18 protein-coding genes and 1 tRNA gene are annotated in these 18,746 nt (G+C 57.1%); 13 read left to right on the top strand and 6 right to left on the bottom strand.

Going from position 1 to position 18,746, the window contains the following annotated elements:
• Position 1: 1 nt before the first annotated feature.
• A complete protein-coding gene (locus OLX72_RS13035; RefSeq protein WP_114872340.1) occupies positions 2-1,432 on the bottom strand; it encodes a Glu/Leu/Phe/Val family dehydrogenase in 1,431 nt (476 codons plus the stop codon).
• 344 nt (positions 1,433-1,776) lie between these two features.
• Between OLX72_RS13035 and OLX72_RS13030 the strand changes: the two genes are divergently transcribed.
• Genes OLX72_RS13030 through OLX72_RS13015 form a run of 4 tightly spaced genes read left to right on the top strand, consistent with a single transcriptional unit; the run spans position 1,777 to position 4,670 of the window.
• Complete coding sequence (locus OLX72_RS13030; RefSeq protein WP_433988846.1) at positions 1,777-2,532, top strand: pilus assembly protein TadG-related protein; 756 nt, start codon at positions 1,777-1,779, stop codon at positions 2,530-2,532.
• A 46-nt stretch (positions 2,533-2,578) separates the two neighbouring features.
• On the top strand, positions 2,579-3,568 hold the full coding sequence (locus OLX72_RS13025) for a hypothetical protein (RefSeq protein ID WP_433988845.1): 990 nt from the start codon (positions 2,579-2,581) through the stop codon (positions 3,566-3,568).
• 8 nt (positions 3,569-3,576) lie between these two features.
• Complete coding sequence (locus tag OLX72_RS13020) at positions 3,577-4,116, top strand: TadE/TadG family type IV pilus assembly protein (RefSeq protein WP_433988844.1); 540 nt, start codon at positions 3,577-3,579, stop codon at positions 4,114-4,116.
• A complete protein-coding gene (locus tag OLX72_RS13015; protein ID WP_433988843.1) occupies positions 4,113-4,670 on the top strand; it encodes a TadE/TadG family type IV pilus assembly protein in 558 nt (185 codons plus the stop codon). Before OLX72_RS13020 ends, OLX72_RS13015 begins: the two co-directional genes overlap by 4 nt.
• Here the strand turns inward: OLX72_RS13015 and OLX72_RS13010 are convergent.
• A complete protein-coding gene (locus OLX72_RS13010; protein ID WP_433988842.1) occupies positions 4,667-5,149 on the bottom strand; it encodes a hypothetical protein in 483 nt (160 codons plus the stop codon). The genes OLX72_RS13015 and OLX72_RS13010 overlap by 4 nt on opposite strands.
• A 65-nt stretch (positions 5,150-5,214) precedes the next feature.
• Complete coding sequence (locus tag OLX72_RS13005; protein WP_433988841.1) at positions 5,215-6,159, bottom strand: NAD(P)-dependent oxidoreductase; 945 nt, start codon at positions 6,157-6,159, stop codon at positions 5,215-5,217.
• Between the two features lie 104 nt (positions 6,160-6,263).
• Here OLX72_RS13005 and OLX72_RS13000 point away from each other — a divergent pair, with 104 nt between their 5' ends.
• Both OLX72_RS13000 and OLX72_RS12995 read left to right on the top strand, forming a co-directional pair.
• Positions 6,264-7,442 (top strand): 4Fe-4S double cluster binding domain-containing protein, encoded by a 1,179-nt coding sequence (locus OLX72_RS13000; RefSeq protein WP_114870898.1) that lies wholly within the window; start codon positions 6,264-6,266, stop codon positions 7,440-7,442.
• Between the two features lie 111 nt (positions 7,443-7,553).
• Positions 7,554-8,465 carry a pirin family protein gene (locus tag OLX72_RS12995; protein ID WP_114872343.1) on the top strand — a complete coding sequence of 304 codons (912 nt, stop codon included), beginning with the start codon at positions 7,554-7,556 and terminating at the stop codon, positions 8,463-8,465.
• 42 nt (positions 8,466-8,507) lie between these two features.
• Here the strand turns inward: OLX72_RS12995 and OLX72_RS12990 are convergent, their stop codons facing one another.
• Entirely contained in the window at positions 8,508-9,092 is a 585-nt protein-coding gene (locus OLX72_RS12990) for a TetR/AcrR family transcriptional regulator (RefSeq protein WP_433988840.1), read from the bottom strand.
• 96 nt (positions 9,093-9,188) lie between these two features.
• On the opposite strand from OLX72_RS12990, the gene OLX72_RS12985 reads away from it, so the two are divergent.
• The 7 genes from OLX72_RS12985 to OLX72_RS12955 all read left to right on the top strand — a co-directional run bounded on the left by OLX72_RS12985 (position 9,189) and on the right by OLX72_RS12955 (position 15,870).
• Positions 9,189-9,437 carry a hypothetical protein gene (locus OLX72_RS12985; protein WP_433988839.1) on the top strand — a complete coding sequence of 83 codons (249 nt, stop codon included), beginning with the start codon at positions 9,189-9,191 and terminating at the stop codon, positions 9,435-9,437.
• Between the two features lie 104 nt (positions 9,438-9,541).
• Positions 9,542-10,828: a homoserine dehydrogenase gene (locus OLX72_RS12980; protein ID WP_433988838.1), complete on the top strand. Its 1,287-nt coding sequence runs from the start codon at positions 9,542-9,544 to the stop codon at positions 10,826-10,828.
• 61 nt (positions 10,829-10,889) lie between these two features.
• Positions 10,890-11,858, top strand: coding sequence for a class II fructose-bisphosphatase (gene glpX / locus OLX72_RS12975; protein WP_114870902.1), 969 nt, complete (start codon positions 10,890-10,892; stop codon positions 11,856-11,858).
• A 66-nt stretch (positions 11,859-11,924) separates the two neighbouring features.
• Positions 11,925-13,664, top strand: coding sequence for a single-stranded-DNA-specific exonuclease RecJ (gene recJ, locus OLX72_RS12970; protein ID WP_433988837.1), 1,740 nt, complete (start codon positions 11,925-11,927; stop codon positions 13,662-13,664).
• 87 nt (positions 13,665-13,751) lie between these two features.
• Positions 13,752-13,826: transfer RNA gene (locus tag OLX72_RS12965), tRNA-Glu, on the top strand.
• An 89-nt stretch (positions 13,827-13,915) separates the two neighbouring features.
• The gene (locus OLX72_RS12960; RefSeq protein ID WP_433988836.1) at positions 13,916-15,211 is read left to right on the top strand and encodes a tyrosine-type recombinase/integrase; all 1,296 of its coding nucleotides are present in this window, start codon (positions 13,916-13,918) and stop codon (positions 15,209-15,211) included.
• Positions 15,208-15,870: a hypothetical protein gene (locus tag OLX72_RS12955; protein ID WP_433988835.1), complete on the top strand. Its 663-nt coding sequence runs from the start codon at positions 15,208-15,210 to the stop codon at positions 15,868-15,870. The genes OLX72_RS12960 and OLX72_RS12955 overlap by 4 nt, the downstream gene beginning before the upstream one ends.
• Positions 15,871-16,948: 1,078 nt before the next feature.
• Here the strand turns inward: OLX72_RS12955 and OLX72_RS12950 are convergent.
• Positions 16,949-17,977, bottom strand: coding sequence for a hypothetical protein (locus OLX72_RS12950; RefSeq protein WP_433988834.1), 1,029 nt, complete (start codon positions 17,975-17,977; stop codon positions 16,949-16,951).
• A gap of 94 nt (positions 17,978-18,071) precedes the next feature.
• Positions 18,072-18,560 carry a tetratricopeptide repeat protein gene (locus tag OLX72_RS12945; protein ID WP_433988833.1) on the bottom strand — a complete coding sequence of 163 codons (489 nt, stop codon included), beginning with the start codon at positions 18,558-18,560 and terminating at the stop codon, positions 18,072-18,074.
• Between the last annotated feature and the right edge of the window lie 186 nt (positions 18,561-18,746).

Genomic DNA, 18,746 nt, shown 5'->3' with positions numbered 1-18,746 from the left:
CCTACAGCCCTTTCGCGCGGTAGCTGGCTGCCACCTTGGTGATCGCCACCAGATAGGCGGCGGTGCGCAGATCATCCACGTCCTCGCGGGAATGCCAGACCTCGCGCATGGACTGGTAGGCAATGCGCATCGTGTCATCCAGACCCGAGCGGACCAGTTCAAGCTCTCCGGCGCCGCGCAGATATTTGGTTTTGAAATCCGGCGACAACGTCCAACCCAGCTGCTTGTCTGCCGACAGGCGTTCCAATTCGTCCACAACCAGTTGGTGGCGGCTTTCTTCCTGACGGCGCTGCATCCGGCCAAACCGGATATGGCTCAGGTTCTTGACCCATTCGAAATACGAAACGGTCACACCGCCGGCGTTGGCATACATATCCGGAATGATCACAACGCCTTTTTCGCGCAGGATATCGTCCGCGCCCGCCGTGACGGGCCCGTTGGCCGCTTCGATGATCAGGTTCGCCTTGATCCTGTCAGCATTGGAAAGATTGATTACCCCTTCCAGTGCGGCGGGAATAAGGATGTCGCAGTCTTCTTCCAGTACGGCCGCGCCTTCTGCGGTGTGGGCGGCATCGGGATAGCCTGTAACGCCGCCATGCTTGGCGATCCAGCGGTGGACGGATTCCACATCCAGCCCCTTTGGATTGAACAACGCACCATCGCGTTCGATGATGCCCGTGATCACGCTGCCGTCTTCTTCGGACAGGAACTTGGCCGCATGGTAGCCCACGTTACCCAGGCCCTGAACGATCACGCGTTTGCCGTCCAGCGTCCCGCTCAGCTTGGCGGCCTTGATGTCTTCGGGGTGGCGGAAAAATTCCTGCAACGCATATTGCACGCCCCGCCCTGTTGCCTCGACCCGGCCGGAAATCCCGCCGGCGTTCAGCGGTTTGCCCGTCACGCAAGCGGCCGAATTGATATCGGTCGTGTTCATGCGCTTGTACTGGTCGGCGATCCACGCCATTTCCCGTTCCCCGGTGCCCATATCCGGGGCGGGCACGTTCTGGCTGGGATGGATCAGATCGCGTTTCGCCAGTTCATAGGCAAACCGCCGCGTGATCAGTTCCAGTTCATGTTCGTCATATTCGCGCGGATTGATCCGCAGCCCGCCCTTTGAACCGCCAAAAGGCGCTTCGACCAGCGCGCATTTATAGGTCATCAGCGCCGCAAGCGCTTCGACTTCGTCCTGATTGACACCGATGGCATAGCGGATGCCGCCCTTGACCGGTTCCATGTGTTCGGAGTGGACCGACCGGTAGCCGGTGAACGTCTGTATCTGGCCGCGCAAGCGCACGCCAAAGCGTACAGTATAGGTCGCGTTACACACCCTGATTTTTTCTTCAAGGCCGGGCGGCAGGTCCATCAGCGCAACCGCCCGGTTGAACATCAGGTCAACGCTCTCGCGAAAACTCGGCTCTGTCTTGGCACTCATGTCATTCATTATTCTCTCCCGTTGGGTGCAGAACGCGACTCGCCCTGTCATTGCTTATCTTCCCCACACCCTAAGACGAACCCATATAAAAGTGCCAATTTTTTATGCATTTTAAGAAAAACTGGGCCGCACAGCCAGATTGCGGCAAAATTGTGGCGCATCTTTTCCCATGCAGAAACAATACATCCCTGCTGTCTGAATCATCACATCTCAGGCGCCCAATTCTTCGGATTTTATCGGAAAACCGCCCAACTTTGGACACTTTTGTCTGCCTCTAAGATGATCGAAGGAATGGGTTTAGATGGTTTGCGACTTTGTTTGGTGAGTTGAAAAAGGTGACAGTGATGGAAAACAATACCCTGAGCCAGAAAGGCTCTGTGACGGATGCTGTATCTGGCAGCTCCGACAGGCCGTTCAATCGCAAGATGCGCCGGATCATCACGCGGTTCTGCCGCGACGAGGACGGCGTTATCACGATTTTCGCCGTTTACATGCTGCTGCTGATCGTTGCCATTGGCGGCTTTGGCGTCAACCTTATGCACAACGAAATGGTGCGCACCAAGGTGCAATCCACGCTGGACCGCGCAATTCTTGCCGCCGCCGATCTGGAACAAACTCTTCCCGCTGATGAAGTGGTCGAGGATTATTTTGCCAAGGCCGGCATGTCGCAATATCTGGAAGGTGTGCAGGTCACTCCGGGCCCGGCTCTTCCTACCACCTATTTCCGCATCGTCAAAGCAACAGCGCGGACCGAAACGCCATTCCTTTACATGCCGTGGGATTATTATCGCGGCATCACCAGAACGCTGCCGGTGGTCGCGTCCGGTCAGGCCGAAGAAGTCATCAACAACGTCGAAATCTCGCTGGTTCTTGACGTTTCCGGTTCGATGAACAGCAACAGCCGCCTCTACAACCTCAAGATCGCGGCCAAGGAATTTGTGGAGCAGATGCTTGACAACAGCCGCGACGACAGGCTGTCGATCTCGATCATCCCCTACGCTACCCAGGTGTCGTTGCCCGACGAAATGATCGCAGAATTCAACATTCAACGCACAGGGAACCAACCCCTATTCGAACTGCATCAACTTCAGCGGTTCTGACTTCAACGACAGGGCTGTTTCGACAACGGCGCCGTTCCAGCGCACCATGCATTTCGACCCCTGGAGTAGTAATGACGGACGCGATGACGATCCGGTCAATCTGGTGTCCCGCCCGGTTTGCGAAGACCGGGATTCACGCGAAATCCTGATGCTGACCGATGATCGCCAGAAACTGAAAGACTATATCGACGACCTGTCTGCCCGCGGCAACACATCGATCGATCTGGGGATGAAATGGGGCACGGCCCTTTTGGATCCGGCCATGCGACCGGTTGTGAATAAAATGATCGGGCACGGCGAGGTACCCTCACGCTTTAGCCTGCGCCCCTTTGCCTATGACGATCTGGAAACGCTGAAAGTTGTGGTGTTGATGACCGACGGGCAGAACACCAGCCAATATTACATCGAAGACGATCACCGCTCTGGTGAATCCGATGTGTACTGGAATGAACAGACCGAAGAATACTCGATCTGGAACAAACGCAACGGCGATGGCAACGACGGCCTGTTCTACTGGGTCAACAACAACCTGTGGCGCGATCATCCCAAAGGCAACGGCCACTGGGATTGCGGCAAGGAAGGCCTGCGCGGCTATCCCAACGATCTTGACGGTGACGGCATCGAAAACGAATATTTCTGCTACGAGGTGCCAAATCAGGACGACAATGAAAACGGCACAGCTGTCAACTTGTCCTATCCGGAACTGTGGGCCTACACCTCGATCCGCTACAACACGGAAAAGAACTATTACCCGTGGATGAACGACAGCGAGGCCCGCAGCCAGTGGCGCTATGGGGTATATGACACTGTTGGTTCGGGCACCAAAGACAACCGGACCAAGGCCATTTGCGACGCCGCAAAAACAGAGCAGATTGTTGTCTACACCATCGGCTTCGAAGCGCCGTCTGGCGGGGTTTCGGTCCTTAAGGACTGCGCCAGTTCGCCCAGCCACTTCTTTGACGTGGACGGCCTTGAAATCTCGAACGCGTTCAAATCCATCGCGCAGCAGATCACACAGCTGAGGCTGACCCAATGACCCGCGCAATGTTCAGATTTCTGCGCCGGTTTCGCAAGGACGAAGGCGGCCAGCTCGCGATTGAATTCGTGATCATGGTGCCCCTGTTGTTCACCGTGTTCCTGACTTCGGTTGAACTGGGTATCTATTCGATGCGCCAGATGTGGTTGGATCGTGGCCTGGACATGACCGTGCGGCTGGTCCGTTTGAACACGGGTCAGGTGCCCGATCACGACGATCTGAAAGACATGATCTGCGAACGTGCCGGCTTTATCCCCGATTGCGCCACCAGTCTGAAACTTGAAATGCGTCGCGTTGACCCGCGCAATTTCGTCGCGCTGAGCCAGACAGCGGATTGTCACGATAAATCACAGCCTGTGCTGCCGGAAAATGCGCCCACCTATATTACAGGTCAGGAACATGACCTGATGGTACTGCGCGCCTGTGTAACATTTGACCCGCTTTTCCCGACAACCGGCCTTGGTTTCGACTTTGCGCAAAGTGCAAATGGTGCAGGACAGGCCCAGATGACGGCCATGTCGGCCTTTGTACAGGAGCCGGGAAATTGAACACGCTTTCTTTCTGGCTGAAACGCCACACCCGCCGCTTTTCTTCGGATGAAACTGGCAACATCGCGATCGAAGCGACCATTGTCCTGCCGATCATGTTCTGGGCTTATCTGTCGTTGTTTTCGATCTTTGACGCCTACCGGCAATACACCGTCAGCCAAAAGGCGGCCTATACGATTTCGGATCTGATTTCGCGCCAGACAACGCCGATCGACAATGATTTTCTGGATAGCTCGCGCGCGCTGTTCGACATGCTGACCCGGTCCAGCAACCGGCCGTCGATCCGTCTGACCATTCTCAAATACGACGAAGACAGCGACAGCTACGAAGTTCAGTGGTCCAAGGTACGCGGATCATTTGGCGCGCTTGACAACGAGGATGTGGATGACTGGCATAACAAACTGCCGGTGATGCCGGATCAGGAAAACGTGATTGTTTTCGAATCGGTGGCTGAGTTCGATCCGTTGTTAGATACAGGGCTGGAAAACCGCACGATTTCGAATTTCGTGTTCACCCGCCCCCGCTATGCTCCGCAGGTTCTGTGGCAGGATTAACCGTCTGACAGATCACGCATCGCCAGCATTGCGGCCAGCGTTTCCGACATAAACCGCGTGTCCCGCCCCGGCGTGACACCACCAACACCCACACGGCGCCCCACGCGCCACCACAACCCGGGCCGCCAGATGCGCGATCCGGGTTGTTTCGTTTTGATCAGAAACCCGTGGGACGGTTTGAAGGCAAAAAAACCGCGATCAACAGACTGAACATCATCAACCCGGGCCAGCACAGCACCATTGGTGTCGCGCAACTCGGTTTCCGTCAGTTCAAGACCGTGATCTGTCGCGCGGCGCATCTTGTCACCCATCCACAGCGCTGCCCCCCCAACGACAAGCAGAAACACCTGCCATTGCAAGGCGGGCGGTCGGGCCAGCGCAATATAGATCAGCATGAAACCCAGCACGCCCATCATCACAATACCCATCCAGCGGCGCGCAGGGGATGCGTGCACACTGGCCAGAATTTCATCGTTCATTCCGCCGTCCTTTATGCCTGACCGCATCAGGCTTTACCCGCCCTTGCACGAAAGGAACAGGGCAATCAGGCCGGCGGTCTGACTTCGTAACCGGCCTCTTCCGGTTCATCGTCGATCAATTCGGCCGGAAATCCGTCAGCCAGAACCGACAAGCCCGTTGCCTCTTCCAGACGCTCGATGATCCGGTCCGATTGCGCCCGTTCGCCATAGCGTTTCTGGCCATCGCGCATGATTTCGATCATCAGCGGCGAAATTTCCAGCGGAACATTGTGTTCGTCCGCGATTTTCTGGAACAGCCCGATATCCTTTTGGACAAGGTCCATCGTGAAATTCACATCACGCGACCCCGACAGGATCAACTGGCTTTCGGTTTCATGAACGAACGACGTTCCAGAACTGATCTTGATCGCCTCGTATGTCGTGGCCATGTCCAGCCCTGCCGCTTTCATCGTCACCATCGCTTCGCACAGGGTCAGCAGGTTGGCCGTGGCCAGATAGTTTGTCATCACCTTCAACACCGATGCACTGCCCAACGGGCCTGTATGCAGCACGCGGCGGCCCATAATCGTCAGGAACGGCAGCATCTTTTCGAAAGACTCGCGGTCGCAGCCTGCGAAAATGCTTATATTTCCGGTGTCCGCGCGATGGCAGCCGCCTGATACCGGGCACTCCACCGCTGTGCCGCCCCGGGCGATCACTTCGGCCCCCAATCGACGAATTTCAGATTCGTCCGTTGTCGACATTTCCATCCAGATCTTGCCAGGTCCGACATCGGGCAACATTTCTTCCACAACAGCAGCACTTGCCGCGGGGCTGGGCAGGCAGGTGATCACCGCATCACAGGCCTGCATCATCTGCGCAGGCGAACCGCCCGCTGTCGCACCTTTGGCGACGAACTTTTCCACCTGCGCCGGATCAAGATCATGCACAACCAGATCAATCCCATTGCGCAACAGGCTGCCAGACAGTTTGTGCCCGACATTTCCCAACCCGATAAACCCTACTTTCATGCGTATCCCTTTCGCTTTTGGCGGAAACTGGGGGCTAATTCGCGCCCTGTCTTTTCCATTTGCGACCGTTGTACCCAACAAAGGGAACAGCTAGCCTGCCGCCTATGTCCTACCCCTCGAACCAGCCTGTCCAGCGCGAAGGCGATGCCGCCGCCGGCATTGACGTGACCCAAGAATTCGAACGGTTCGAACAGCGTAACGACGTGTTCACGAGGGCGTTCTGGGATGACAGCGTGCGCACGAAACAAACCGATGCGTTTTTTGCGTCCTACAGGATGGAGGCGAAACCGCGGCGTGGCGACGGGTTCAGCCAGCGCGATTTCGCATTGCGCAACGCATCATGGCTGATTTCCGACATCATGACAGACCGGCACGCCGATCAGGGGCGGCGCGAAGGGTTCCAGGCGCCGTTCAGCTATGACACGCCGGTCGCACCGGATCAGGTCGGGATTGATGAGCCCGCAAAGATGAGCGCCGAGATCAAACGCATCGCCGGTTTTTTCGGGGCTGATCTTTGCGGCATCACCGATCTTGACGACCGGTGGCTTTATCAATCGCGCGTGGACACACGTGATTTGTCGGCCGCCCCAAATGATCTGCCCGAAGGTCTGACCTCGGTGATTGTGCTGGGTCATGAAATGGATGAAACGCTGGTTGCCACCTATCCTTCGGCACTGGCCGGTGCGGCAACCGGGCGCGAATACAGCCACGAGGCGGCGATTGTCCTGCAACTGGCCGCCTATATCCGCAATCTGGGCTACGAAGCCGTGGCATCGATGAATGATACCGGCCTTGTGATCCCTTATGCGGTCAAGGCGGGTTTGGGCGAATATGCCCGAAACCAGCTGGTGATCACGCCGCAATTCGGGCCGCGGCTGCGGTTTTCCAAGATTTTCACCAACCTGCCGCTGACCCATGATGCGGCCACACCTCTGGGCGTGCGCGCATTCTGCGACATTTGCACCAAATGCGCCGATGCCTGCCCTGTCAAGGCGCTGCCCTATGGCCCGCCGGAAACGGGCGGTTCCAACGTATCGGCGCTGAAGGGCGTGCGAAAATGGACATCGGATGCCGAAAAATGTTTCGGGTTCTGGGCCAAGACTTCAACCGATTGCGCAATTTGCATGCGGGTGTGCCCGTTCAACCGCGACTTTCGCAAATGGCATCACCGTCTGTGGCTGAAACTGGCCCTGTCCCCTTGGCGCAAACTGGCGCTGTTTCTGGATCGCAATCGCGGCGGTCGCAAGAAGCCTTCGAAATGGTGGGATGGCGAAACCGGCTGATCCCGTGCCTTCGGTGCGTTTTCGCACAAAGGCCGTTCCTGCACGCAAATTGCCCGCGCAGCCTGTCCACCCTATCTGAAAACCATCAGAACGCAGATCATGGAGACGATCATGTCCCTTCGACCCACACTTGAAACACGCCAAGCCATCCCGACGCTGGAAGGCGCAGGCGTGAAACTGCACCGCGCCTTCGGCTTTCAGGATCCGTCAGAGCTTGACCCGTTCCTGTTGTTTGATGATTTCCGCAACGAACGCCCCGAGGATTTTATCAAGGGGTTTCCGTGGCATCCCCATCGCGGCATCGAAACAATCACCTACGTGCTGTCCGGTACAGTGGATCATGGCGACAGTCTGGGCAACACCGGCACCCTTGGTGCGGGCGATGTGCAATGGATGACCGCCGGCTCCGGTATCCTGCATCAGGAAATGCCGCACGGTAATGCCAACGGCCAGATGCACGGGTTCCAGCTGTGGGGTAACCTGCCCTCGGCAATGAAAATGACGGCACCGCGCTATCAGGACGTGCAAGGCACCGAAATCCCCGAAGTGATCGACGATGACGGCACCCGCGTCAAAGTGATCGTCGGCAGCTACTGGGGCAAGACCGGCCCTGTCGACGGGATCGCGGCAGACCCGCAATATCTGGATATCTTCGTACCTGCAGGCGTAAAAAAGACATTCAAGATAGACACTTACCGCCGTGCCTTCGCCTATATTTTCGAAGGGGCCGGTGCCTTTGCCGATGCCAGCCAGCCCACAGGTGTGCTGTTGGAAAAGGAAGTGGCAGGTCAGGAAGTGAATATCCGCGATCTCAGCGGTAACCGCACTTTGGTGCGGTTTGGCACCGGTGAAGAAGTGACCGTTCAGGCAGGACCGGACGGCCTGCGGTTCCTGCTGATCTCGGGCGCACCGATCGACGAACCTGTTGCATGGCATGGCCCGATCGTGATGAACACTCAGGACGAACTGCAACAGGCGATGAAGGAACTGCGCAACGGTACGTTCATCAAACCGGCCCACTGACCAAGAAACCGGGGCGGCGCAGCGCCGCCCCGAAATCTGCCTTCAGGCGGAAACCGCCTTGCGCACCATATCCCAGTATATCTTTTCGACCTGATCCAGCGAAAGCCGCCCTTGCGAGCGATACCACGTGTTGACGCCCGTCAGCATTGCGATCAGGCCCAGCGTGGCGATCTTGGGGTCCGGCACAGAAAATACACCCGCCTCGACCCCCCGGCGCAGGATCATTTCCAACTGGTCCTCGTACTGGCCACGCAAGTCTTCGATAATCGCGAAATTCTCGGGCGTCAGGTTGCGCAGTTCCATATAGGATATGAAAACCGCATCGGTGCGTTCCAGATGAAACCGGATATGGAACCGCGTGAACTGTTCCAGCGCGTCCAGCGGTGGCATCTGCGGAACGGTTTCGCGCGCCGCCAGCAAATCTTCCATGTGGCTGCGCAGCAGATCGAACAGCAGCGATTGCTTGTCTGTCGTGTAATTGTACAGCGCGCCGGCCTGCACCCCGACCGCACTGGCAATCTGGCGCATCGAAACGGCGGCGAACCCGTGCTGCGCAAACAAACGCTGCGCCTCGGCCCGCACGCGCGGACCTGTAATATCAGAATGGGATCCCGCCGTACGTGCCATGGATCGGTTTTATCTGAACATCTGTTCAAATCAAAGCCCTGCTTGCACCCAAATGCCGACTAGGGCATCACTGCGACAGTTATGGGGATCAAAACCATGCGTTTGTCATGCTTTGGCATCTTGTTCTTGCTGATATCGGCGTGCGCGCCGTTCCCCGATCTTGATGACGCACTCCCCCCCGGCGCGGAAGATCAGGATTATCCGACACTGCAACCGCTCGAACCCGTACTGGCAAGCGCGGCCCCCACAACGCCTGATGCTCAGGAAACCGCCGCTGCGCTTGATGCACGTATTGCGGCGCTGAATGCGCGGGCAGAAGACTTGCGCAAGCGCGATGTCCAATAGGCAATCCGGCAAGGCAATGGTTTTGCCTGCCCCAATGCGTTGCACGACGCACTGGAACCCGCTACATCGCCCTAGATTGAACTGACGCAGGCAAAGGACGCCCCATGACACAACAATTGCGGCTCGGGATTGCAGGGCTTGGAACTGTCGGCACAGGTGTCGTCAAGATTATCCGCTCCAAGGCCGCCCTTCTGGCCGCACGCACCGGCACAGACATTATAATCACTGCCGTCAGCGCCCGGGACAAGACCAAGGATCGCGGCGTGAACCTGTCTGGATACGCATGGGAAGATGACCCCGTAGCGCTGGCACGGCGCGACGATGTCGATGTGTTCGTGGAACTCATGGGCGGCACTGACGGCGCGGCAAGAAACGCGACCGAGGCTGCGATTGCTGCCGGCAAGGATGTTGTGACCGCCAACAAGGCGATGTTGGCCATTCACGGCCAGTCACTTGCCAAAATGGCCGAAGATGCCGGCCGCCTGATCCGCTTCGAAGCGGCGGTCGCTGGCGGCATTCCCGTGATCAAGGCGCTGACCGAAGGCCTTGCCGGCAACGAGATTACCCGCGTGATCGGTGTCATGAACGGATCGTGTAATTACATTCTGACGCGGATGGAAAACGCCGGCCTCAGCTATGAAGAGGTTTTTGCCGAAGCGGACGGTTTGGGGTATCTTGAGGCCGATCCCCAACTGGATGTCGGGGGCATTGATGCGGCGCACAAACTGGCGATCCTGTCGTCGATCGCGTTTGGAACGCAGGTTGATTTTGACGGTATCGAACTGGAAGGCATCGAACGGGTCAGCATCGAGGATATCCGCCACGCCGCCGATATGGGGTTCAAGATCAAATTGCTGGGTGTTGCGCAAAAAACCGGGCGCGGTCTGGAACAGCGGATGATGCCGTGCCTTGTGCCCGATACTTCAACGCTGGGGCAACTGGATGGCGGCACCAATATGGTCGTTCTGGAAGGCGACGAGGTGGGTCAGGTCATGTTGCGCGGTGCCGGGGCCGGCATGGGCCCCACGGCAAGCGCCGTTCTGTCCGACGTCTGCGATATCGCCCGCGGCGTGCGCCTGCCGACCTTTGGGCAACCTGCCGCACAACTGCTGAAATCCACTCCTGCGCGGTCGGTTCTGCCCGCACCCTATTATCTGCGCATGGATCTGATGGACAAACCCGGTGCGCTGGCCAAAGTTGCTTCAGTGCTTGGCAATGCCGGCGTGTCAATCGACCGGATGCGACAGTACGGCCATTCCGAACACACCGCACCCGTTCTGATCGTCACCCACAAAACCACTCGCTCCGCTCTGGACGAGGCGCTGGCCGCGATGCAAGGCACCGACGTTCTGGCCAGCACCCCCGTTGCTTTACGGATCGAGAATGTCTAGTGCCATGGATCAGGCCGCGCCTCGGCGCGCAATTTGTTAAAAGAACAGCAAGGATAGTTTGATGAGCACCGCACCTGTTGAATTTCATGACAGAATGCTGTCACTCGGTCTGGCCCGCGTCTCCGAGGCGGCAGCCCTTGCGTCGGCCCGATTGGTCGGGCACGGCGATGAAAAGGCCGCCGACCAGGCCGCCGTCAACGCGATGCGCGAACAGTTGAACCTGCTGGATATCGCCGGCGTGGTCGTGATCGGCGAAGGCGAACGCGACGAAGCACCCATGCTTTATATCGGCGAGGAAGTCGGCACCGGCAATGGCCCCGGCGTCGATATCGCGCTGGACCCGCTGGAAGGCACGACCCTGACCGCCAAGGACATGCCAAATGCACTGACCGTGATTGCAATGGGCCCGCGCGGTTCGATGCTGCACGCACCGGATGTTTACATGGACAAGCTGGCGATCGGCCCGGGCTATGCCGAAGGCGTTGTCTCGCTGGATATGACACCGCAAGAGCGGGTTACGGCGCTGGCCAAAGCGCGCAATTGCGCCGCGTCCGATATTACCGTCTGCATTCTGGAACGCCCGCGCCATGACGAAATGATTGCCGAAGTGCGTGCCACAGGCGCCGCCATCCGCCTGATCACCGATGGCGATGTGGCGGGTGTGATGCATTGCGCCGAAGCGGACGTGACCGGAATTGACATGTATATGGGCGCCGGGGGCGCACCCGAAGGCGTGCTGGCCGCGGCCGCACTGAAATGCATGGGCGGCCAGATGTTTGGCCGGCTTCTGTTTCGCAACGATGACGAACGCGGACGCGCTACCAAGGCGGGTATTACCGATCTGGACCGGGTTTACAGCCGCGACGAAATGGTCACGCAGGATGTGATCTTTGCCGCCACCGGTGTCACCGGTGGAACGCTGTTGCCCGGCATCAAGCGCGAGGTCGGCTGGTATACCACCGAAACGCTGCTGATGCGCTCAAAAACCGGTTCAGTGCGGCGCATGCAATACCGCACCCCAGTCAGCTGATCACCGTTCGCTCGCGCGGGATAAAACCGGCCGGCGACGGGTGCGGATCAAAGAACGGGGGCTTTCGTGGCATTTCTTGACGTTGAAACATCGTTGACCGGACGCCGATGGATCGGCCCCGAGATCGAGGTTCAGCGTGCCGCCGATGCCATGGCCCAGTCCACCACCCTGCCGCAGGCCCTGTGTCAGGTTCTGGCCCGTCGCGGCGTGTCTGACGAAGATGCGCCCCTGTTCCTGTCGCCGCAATTGCGCGATCTTTTGCCCGATCCGCGCAAACTGAAAGATATGGAAACCGCCGCGGCCCGCTTTCTGCAGGCCGTAAAGGCGCGCCAGCGCATTGCGGTCTTTGCCGATTACGATGTTGATGGTGGCAGTTCGGCGGCGCTGCTGATCGACTGGCTGCGCCAGATGGGCCTTTCGGCCACTTTATACGTGCCCGACCGGATCGACGAAGGCTATGGCCCGAACGATGCCGCCATGGCCGAACTGGCCGCGACCCACGATCTGATCATCTGCGTGGATTGCGGCACGCTGTCCCACGGCCCCATTGCAGCCGCCAAAGACGCCGACGTGATTGTGCTGGATCACCACCTTGGCGGCGAAACCCTGCCCCCCGCGCTGGCCGTCGTAAACCCAAACCGGCAGGACGAGACCGGTGATCTGGGATATCTGTGCGCCGCGGGCGTGGTGTTTTTGATGCTGGTCGAGGCCGGGCGCCAACTGCGCGAAGCCGGGCACAAAGGCCCCGATCTGATGGGACTGCTGGATCTTGTTGCGCTGGCAACGGTCGCAGACGTGGCCCCCCTGATCGAAGCGAATCGCGCGTTCGTCGTGCAGGGCCTGAAGGTGATGGCACGAAGGGAACGCCCCGGTCTGGTCGCGCTGTCCGATGTTGCCCGGCTGGACGCTGCCCCTGCCACCTATCACCTTGGGTTCCTGCTGGGCCCGCGGGTCAATGCGGGGGGGCGCATCGGGCAGGCCGATATGGGCGCGCGACTGCTGGGCACCGCCGATCCGCACGAAGCCGCAGCCCTGGCCGAGCGTCTGGATGCCCTGAACACCGAGCGGCGCGATATCGAAGCATCCGTGCGCGCAGCCGCCATGGCACAGGCAGAAGAACGTGGCCTTGATGCGCCGCTGGTCTGGGCGGCCGGCGAAGGCTGGCATCCAGGCGTAGTTGGAATTGTCGCCGCCCGCCTGAAAGAGGCCAGCAACCGGCCAGCGGTTGTGATCGGTCTGGAAAACGGAATTGGCAAAGGCTCGGGGCGGTCCGTGACGGGCGTGGATCTGGGTGCCGCGATCCAGCGGCTTGCGGGCGAAGGATTGTTGATCAAGGGCGGTGGCCACAAGATGGCCGCCGGATTGACAGTGGCACAGGATCAACTGGAACCTGCGATGGAACGGCTGGCCCAGTTGATGCAGAAACAAGGCGCTGATCGCGCTGGCCCCGCTGATCTGCGCGTGGATGGCGTTTTGATGCCTGGTGCAGCCACTGTCGACCTGATCGAACAAATCGAACGCGCCGGACCATATGGCGCAGGCGCACCCGGCCCGCGCTTTGTGTTTCCCGATATGCAGATCAAGTTCACCAAACGGGTTGGTGACAGCCACCTGAAGCTTACCTTTGGCGACGGTCTTGGCGCCACGCTCGACGCGATCAGCTTTGGGGCCTATGACAGTCCCCTTGGTGCTGCGCTTGATGCCCATGGCGGTGCCCGCTTTCATCTGGCCGGCCGGCTTGAGATCAACATCTGGCGCGGACGCCAAACCGTGCAACTACGTCTGGAAGACGCCACCCCCGCCTGAACCGCTGTACAGAAAAACTGCGCCAAACCGCAAATTTCTGCTTGCGCCTGACGGGTGGATTGCCTAATCACCCGATCACCACTTAGTGGCCCGTTCGTCTATCGGTTAGGACGTCAGGTTTTCAACCTGAAAAGAGGGGTTCGACTCCCCTACGGGCTGCCATTTATCCCCATACACCTTATTTGCTTGCTTTCCTGGACTTATCGTGTCCAGATTGGGTACAAAACTGGGTACAAACGGACAGTAAAGCGGTGTCAAATTACCTACTTCAACGGGGCCAGAAATGGCATGTGAAAGTCGCCATTCCGGCAGACGTACAGCACGTTTTTGGGAAGCGAGCCTTCAAGCAAACTCTCAAGACCTCGGACAAGACAGTCGCCATCGCCCGATCCGGCCCTATGATCGCTCAGTTCAAGAACGCTATTGAGGAAGCTCGAGGCAACCCCACGCAACACCTAGACGAATACCTGGCGCACACTCAAGCCTTTCTCAGGAAAGCCAAGGCCAACCCTGACACTGACCCAGCGGCGATTGACGGCATCGAAGGTGAAGTCCTCGACCGGCTCGTAAAGGCTTACGGGGTGCAGCGCGAAGAGCAACTCCCGGCAGACGCAGAGGCTGGGGTGATCCGAGCCTACAAGGTTGCCACCGGCAGGCTGACGAAGTTCGCTGCGCCGTTAGAGGAATACATCGCGAGCCGGAAGGTAGAACTCAAGACCGAAGCGAAAGATCGCCACGCGGTCGCGAAGTTCGCCTCGAGGGTTTCGATAGTCGAGGAAGTAGATCGGAAGGCCGTTAGAGACTTCGTGAAGTGGCTCTCGGTCGAGGACGGTCTCAAGAACCGGACCATCAAGGACAACCTGAGTACACTCCGGGTGTACTGGAACTGGCTCGCAGATCACTCCTACGCGCCTGAGGATCGTGCCAACCCATTCGACAATGTCACGCTGCCGCCAGAGAACCGGAAGGCTGCGGCTGAGAAGGTCCGCCTCCCCTTCTCGGTCGAGGATATTCGGAAGCTGCACAAGGCAATCGAAGGCGGACGCAGCGAGATGATGCGAGCCACGTTCATGCTGGCCATCTACACCGGCTGCCGGATCGAGGAGATTACCTCGCTTGAGATCGAAAACGTGACCGAAAACACTATTGGGATCGTCCGTGCCAAGACCGCTGCTGGCAATCGTACAATACCAATACACGAAGCAATCAAGCCGCTGGTAGCGGAATTGAAGGCACGGGGCGACAAATACCTCCTGCCCGATCTGGCAGCTAACAGGTACGGGGCGCGGTCACCTGCCATGTCGAAGCAGTTCGGTAAGGTAAAGAGCAAGCTGGATTTTGACAGCCGCTATGTGTTCCACTCACTGCGCAAGACCGTGACGACGCTACTGGAGCAAGCCGGGGTGCCCGAGAGTGTGAGTGCGGACATATTGGGGCACGACAAGAAGACTATGACCTACGGAGTTTATTCGGGAGGTAGCTCGATGGAGCAGAAACGCGAGGCGATCTTGAAGCTGGACTACAGGTTGCAAGGAGCATCGCGATGAAGGGCATGATCACGGCAGTCGAGATGGCGCGCAATCGCGGCATTGACCCAAAGGCATTCCGTAGAGCGCTGCGAGAGGCCAAGCTAAAGTGGCACTCACACAACAACAGGTGGTTGGTGCCCATTGGAAGCACAGAGCATCAGGAAATGGAGCGCATCTTGAACGAATTGGCAGGTGGCTCCCTTCCAAGTAGCGCCCAAAAACCAGAGAGCGCCACACAACCGCGACCAAGGGTGACTTCGAAAGCGAGAAACCATAGCGACGAAGCGTGGGTCATAGACCAATGCAACAAGGTTCTCGGGCTGGCTGCGATCCGACAGCACCGCTTCCCGTTCCTGGTGGGCGACCCAGGGCCATCAGGGCGACAGGTGCCACTGCCAGTGGATGCGTACTATCCGGACCTCGGCCTAGTGATTGAGTATCATGAGCGCCAGCACACTTCCTCTGTTCCGTTCTTCGACAAACGCAAGACCGTTTCCGGCGTGGGTCGGGGAGAACAGCGGCGACTTTACGATGAGCGCCGCCGAGAGTTGCTGCCAAAACACGGGTACAGGCTGATTGTATTCGACTATTCTGAGTTCCGCTGCACCAACGCAGGCCGTCTGGTGCGTGACGGGGAAGCCGAGCGCCTTGTTGCTGACCGCCTCAAGGCATTCTGATCATCGGCGTCAAGACCGGAAAATCTCTTTTTCACTCCCTCCGGCACAACTTCGAGGACGCCTGCAGTCATGGAGGGGTGCAGCCGCAAGTCATAGATGCGCTGCAGGGGCATGCACAACACGGCATGGCGGGGCTTTATCGTGATGGGAAGTAAAGGTTGAGTCTCTTGAAGAAAGCGATGGATCATCTCACCTACGAGGGCTTGAATGAAGGGCAACGAATGCAAACTTGAAAAACATGGCAGAAAAGCTGGTGCGCTTCCCTCCCAATACACTGACGAAAGGACGCGAATGAAACGATTCACTATATCTGAGTATGCTGAACTTGAGGCCCTTATCTCGGAGTTCGGCGGTGACGCGGTTTTTCGAGGTCAGACAAAACACTATGGCCCTGAGAATGCGCCGAGCATGAATACCTCCTTTTCAAGAGCCGGTTGTATTCCAACACTTATGTTGAGGTGGTCGCATTACGCACGGTTCATTTTGGCCGCACTGCTCGGAACCCCAACGAGCCTTCAGCGACTAATCTGATAGCTGGCATTACATGCTACGGACAAGGACAGGCCAACTGGCAGTGTGAACAATAAGCTACCTTGAGCCAAATTGTTGAATGCCGCACAGCGGACCTTAGCGGTGTTTCGGTTCGAAGTCCGGCTTTCGCACTTAGCGGTGATTTCACTGGCAACTGAAACTCAGGTATAATATGCATTTGCCGGCTTCGAGCTAATTATGCATGAAAACTGTTTTCCGGGAGAACTACTGTTGTTAGGGAAACGAATTGTCAGAAGCGCATTACTGGGTTTAATCATTGCAGTCTTCTTAATGCTCGTGATCGCTTACAGCACCATTGGAAATGGAGAAGATTGGTCGCTTATCTCGGAACCACAGTTTCAAGCAATGTATCCAGAACACGACTACGCTTCAGACTATTTCGTGCCTTCGATTTGGAAACTTGTGAAGCAAGCAGCGATCTGGGGTGGTATTATCGGCGCTGTACTTTCGCTGTTAAAGTGGGCTTTGAGTAGCGACAGTTAAACGCCCTTGTTGGCCTGAAAATCACACCAAGACGCTACAATCTTCAACCATTGCAAAAGTCTTTTCTCGGGAACCGGCGCTCGCTGAGCACACGGAACTCGAGTCCCTCAATCAAAAGATCTTGCTCTATGCACGGGCCATAAGGGTAGCTGGATGTATCTGCCCAGACAACTTTGAGCAACCTACTATCAACTGTGTACAACAACGCCATTTCGTATTGTTCCTCACCACCATAGGGAAAGGAAGCAACCTCGCCTGTACGTAAATCTACAACAAAAGCGAAACGACAACTGGTACCACACCCCACTTCTACAACTGCGATATGACCGGCGAAGTTTGCCCCACCATTCACACCTTCACTAATTCGAGTGCGGTAGCCGCGAAAGCTTTTGTCTCGTCCGCTAAAATCCGGAGCACTCGGAGCACCTGCCAAATAAACCTTAGTGGGAAACTGTTTAAAAGATGCGCCAACTTTTGGGGGAGATAGCGCTACGGAAGTGCTCGATGCGTCGCCCGGAAGATCTCGATTGAGGCCATACCGGACACTCATTTCAGGGGATATCCAGTACATAGCATCGGCAGGTGTGGTAAGCATCTGCTTCGATATTTCCCAAGGAACGTTAAATCGATCAAAAGCGTCCAGCAAGTCTGCTAAAACGAATTGAATTGTCGCCGCAGATGCGCGGCCACCATCATCCATTTGATGGACACCTAGCTGGCCTTTTGCTAGTCGATCATGCCCTGCGAAAAACAAGATAGAGCAGGCCGAAGCGCAGAAGTCCCCTTCAGCAATGAAAGTGCCGAACCTATGTTCAGATATGACATTCCCCATTTCTAGAGCTGATACCACCGTTCCCCCCGGACTGTTGAGCGAAATTCCCAAAAGCGCAGGACTGTCTGCTACGAAGGCCCTAAATGCAGCGGGACTATCAGTAGTGATCGCTCCATCAAAGTGACCGTACTTTCCATTATCAGAAAGAGTGAAGACTTGTGCGCACGCTGGATTGAAAAGAAGCAAAGTAATAACTGGTGATGTAATAATCGCAAAACATTTAAAAAAAGCTGATGGCATAACGGTAATCCAACCTTGATATGTTTCGGACAAACTTAAGTATAAGTTGACGTTTACACTGTCGGCAAGACGGACGCATGGGCCTACGCCTCGTTCAGCAGCCCTTGTAGTTTTTGGCAACACACTCTGCCGCCAGTGCTTGGGCTTTCGAGATGTCTTCGGGGGTCATTAGTGCCGCGGCTCTGTCTCTATCTTTTATTGACCATCCGTCCCCAAGTGAGGCTGCCAAACTGTACCACATGAACGCATAATCGTAGTCCTGAGAAACGTTTCGGCCGTAAAAATAAATAACACCCAGACGGTTCAGCGCCGTCGTATCTCGCTGTTCTGCAGCGAGGCGGTACCACTTTCTTGCTTCGGCATAATCAGATGGGACGCTTAAGCCATTGTCGTACATCCAGCCCAGTAAGTATTGCGTGCGCGCATAGCCCTGTTCCGCCAAAGGCCTCCATTCTTCTAGCGCTGCGTCATAATCACCGTTGTTGTAAGCCTCTAAGCCTTTCTCGAAATCCTGCGCCCAAGACACTTGCCCAAAGACGGTTAGGGCCGCTGCCACAGTGAGTGCTTGAAAAGTGCGTTTCATGCGGTAGGCCTCCAATATTTTCAAAAGGTTACATTTGGAGTTTGCAGAAGCCAAGGACGTTCGGTCCGTATTTGTTGGCCCAAAGGCTGGGCTCCAACTCCAATTGTGCTTGATGCCGAAAAAAGTGGAATAGACCACCGCAAAGGCCACTCAGCGTGGCAAAGCAGTCATCGGAGTAAAACATTC

This window comes from Sulfitobacter sp. TBRI5 (assembly GCF_051013555.1).
Lineage (GTDB): Bacteria > Pseudomonadota > Alphaproteobacteria > Rhodobacterales > Rhodobacteraceae > JL08.
The sequence above is the reverse complement of the archived record's forward strand: the minus strand, read 5'-3'. Positions and strand labels throughout refer to the sequence as shown.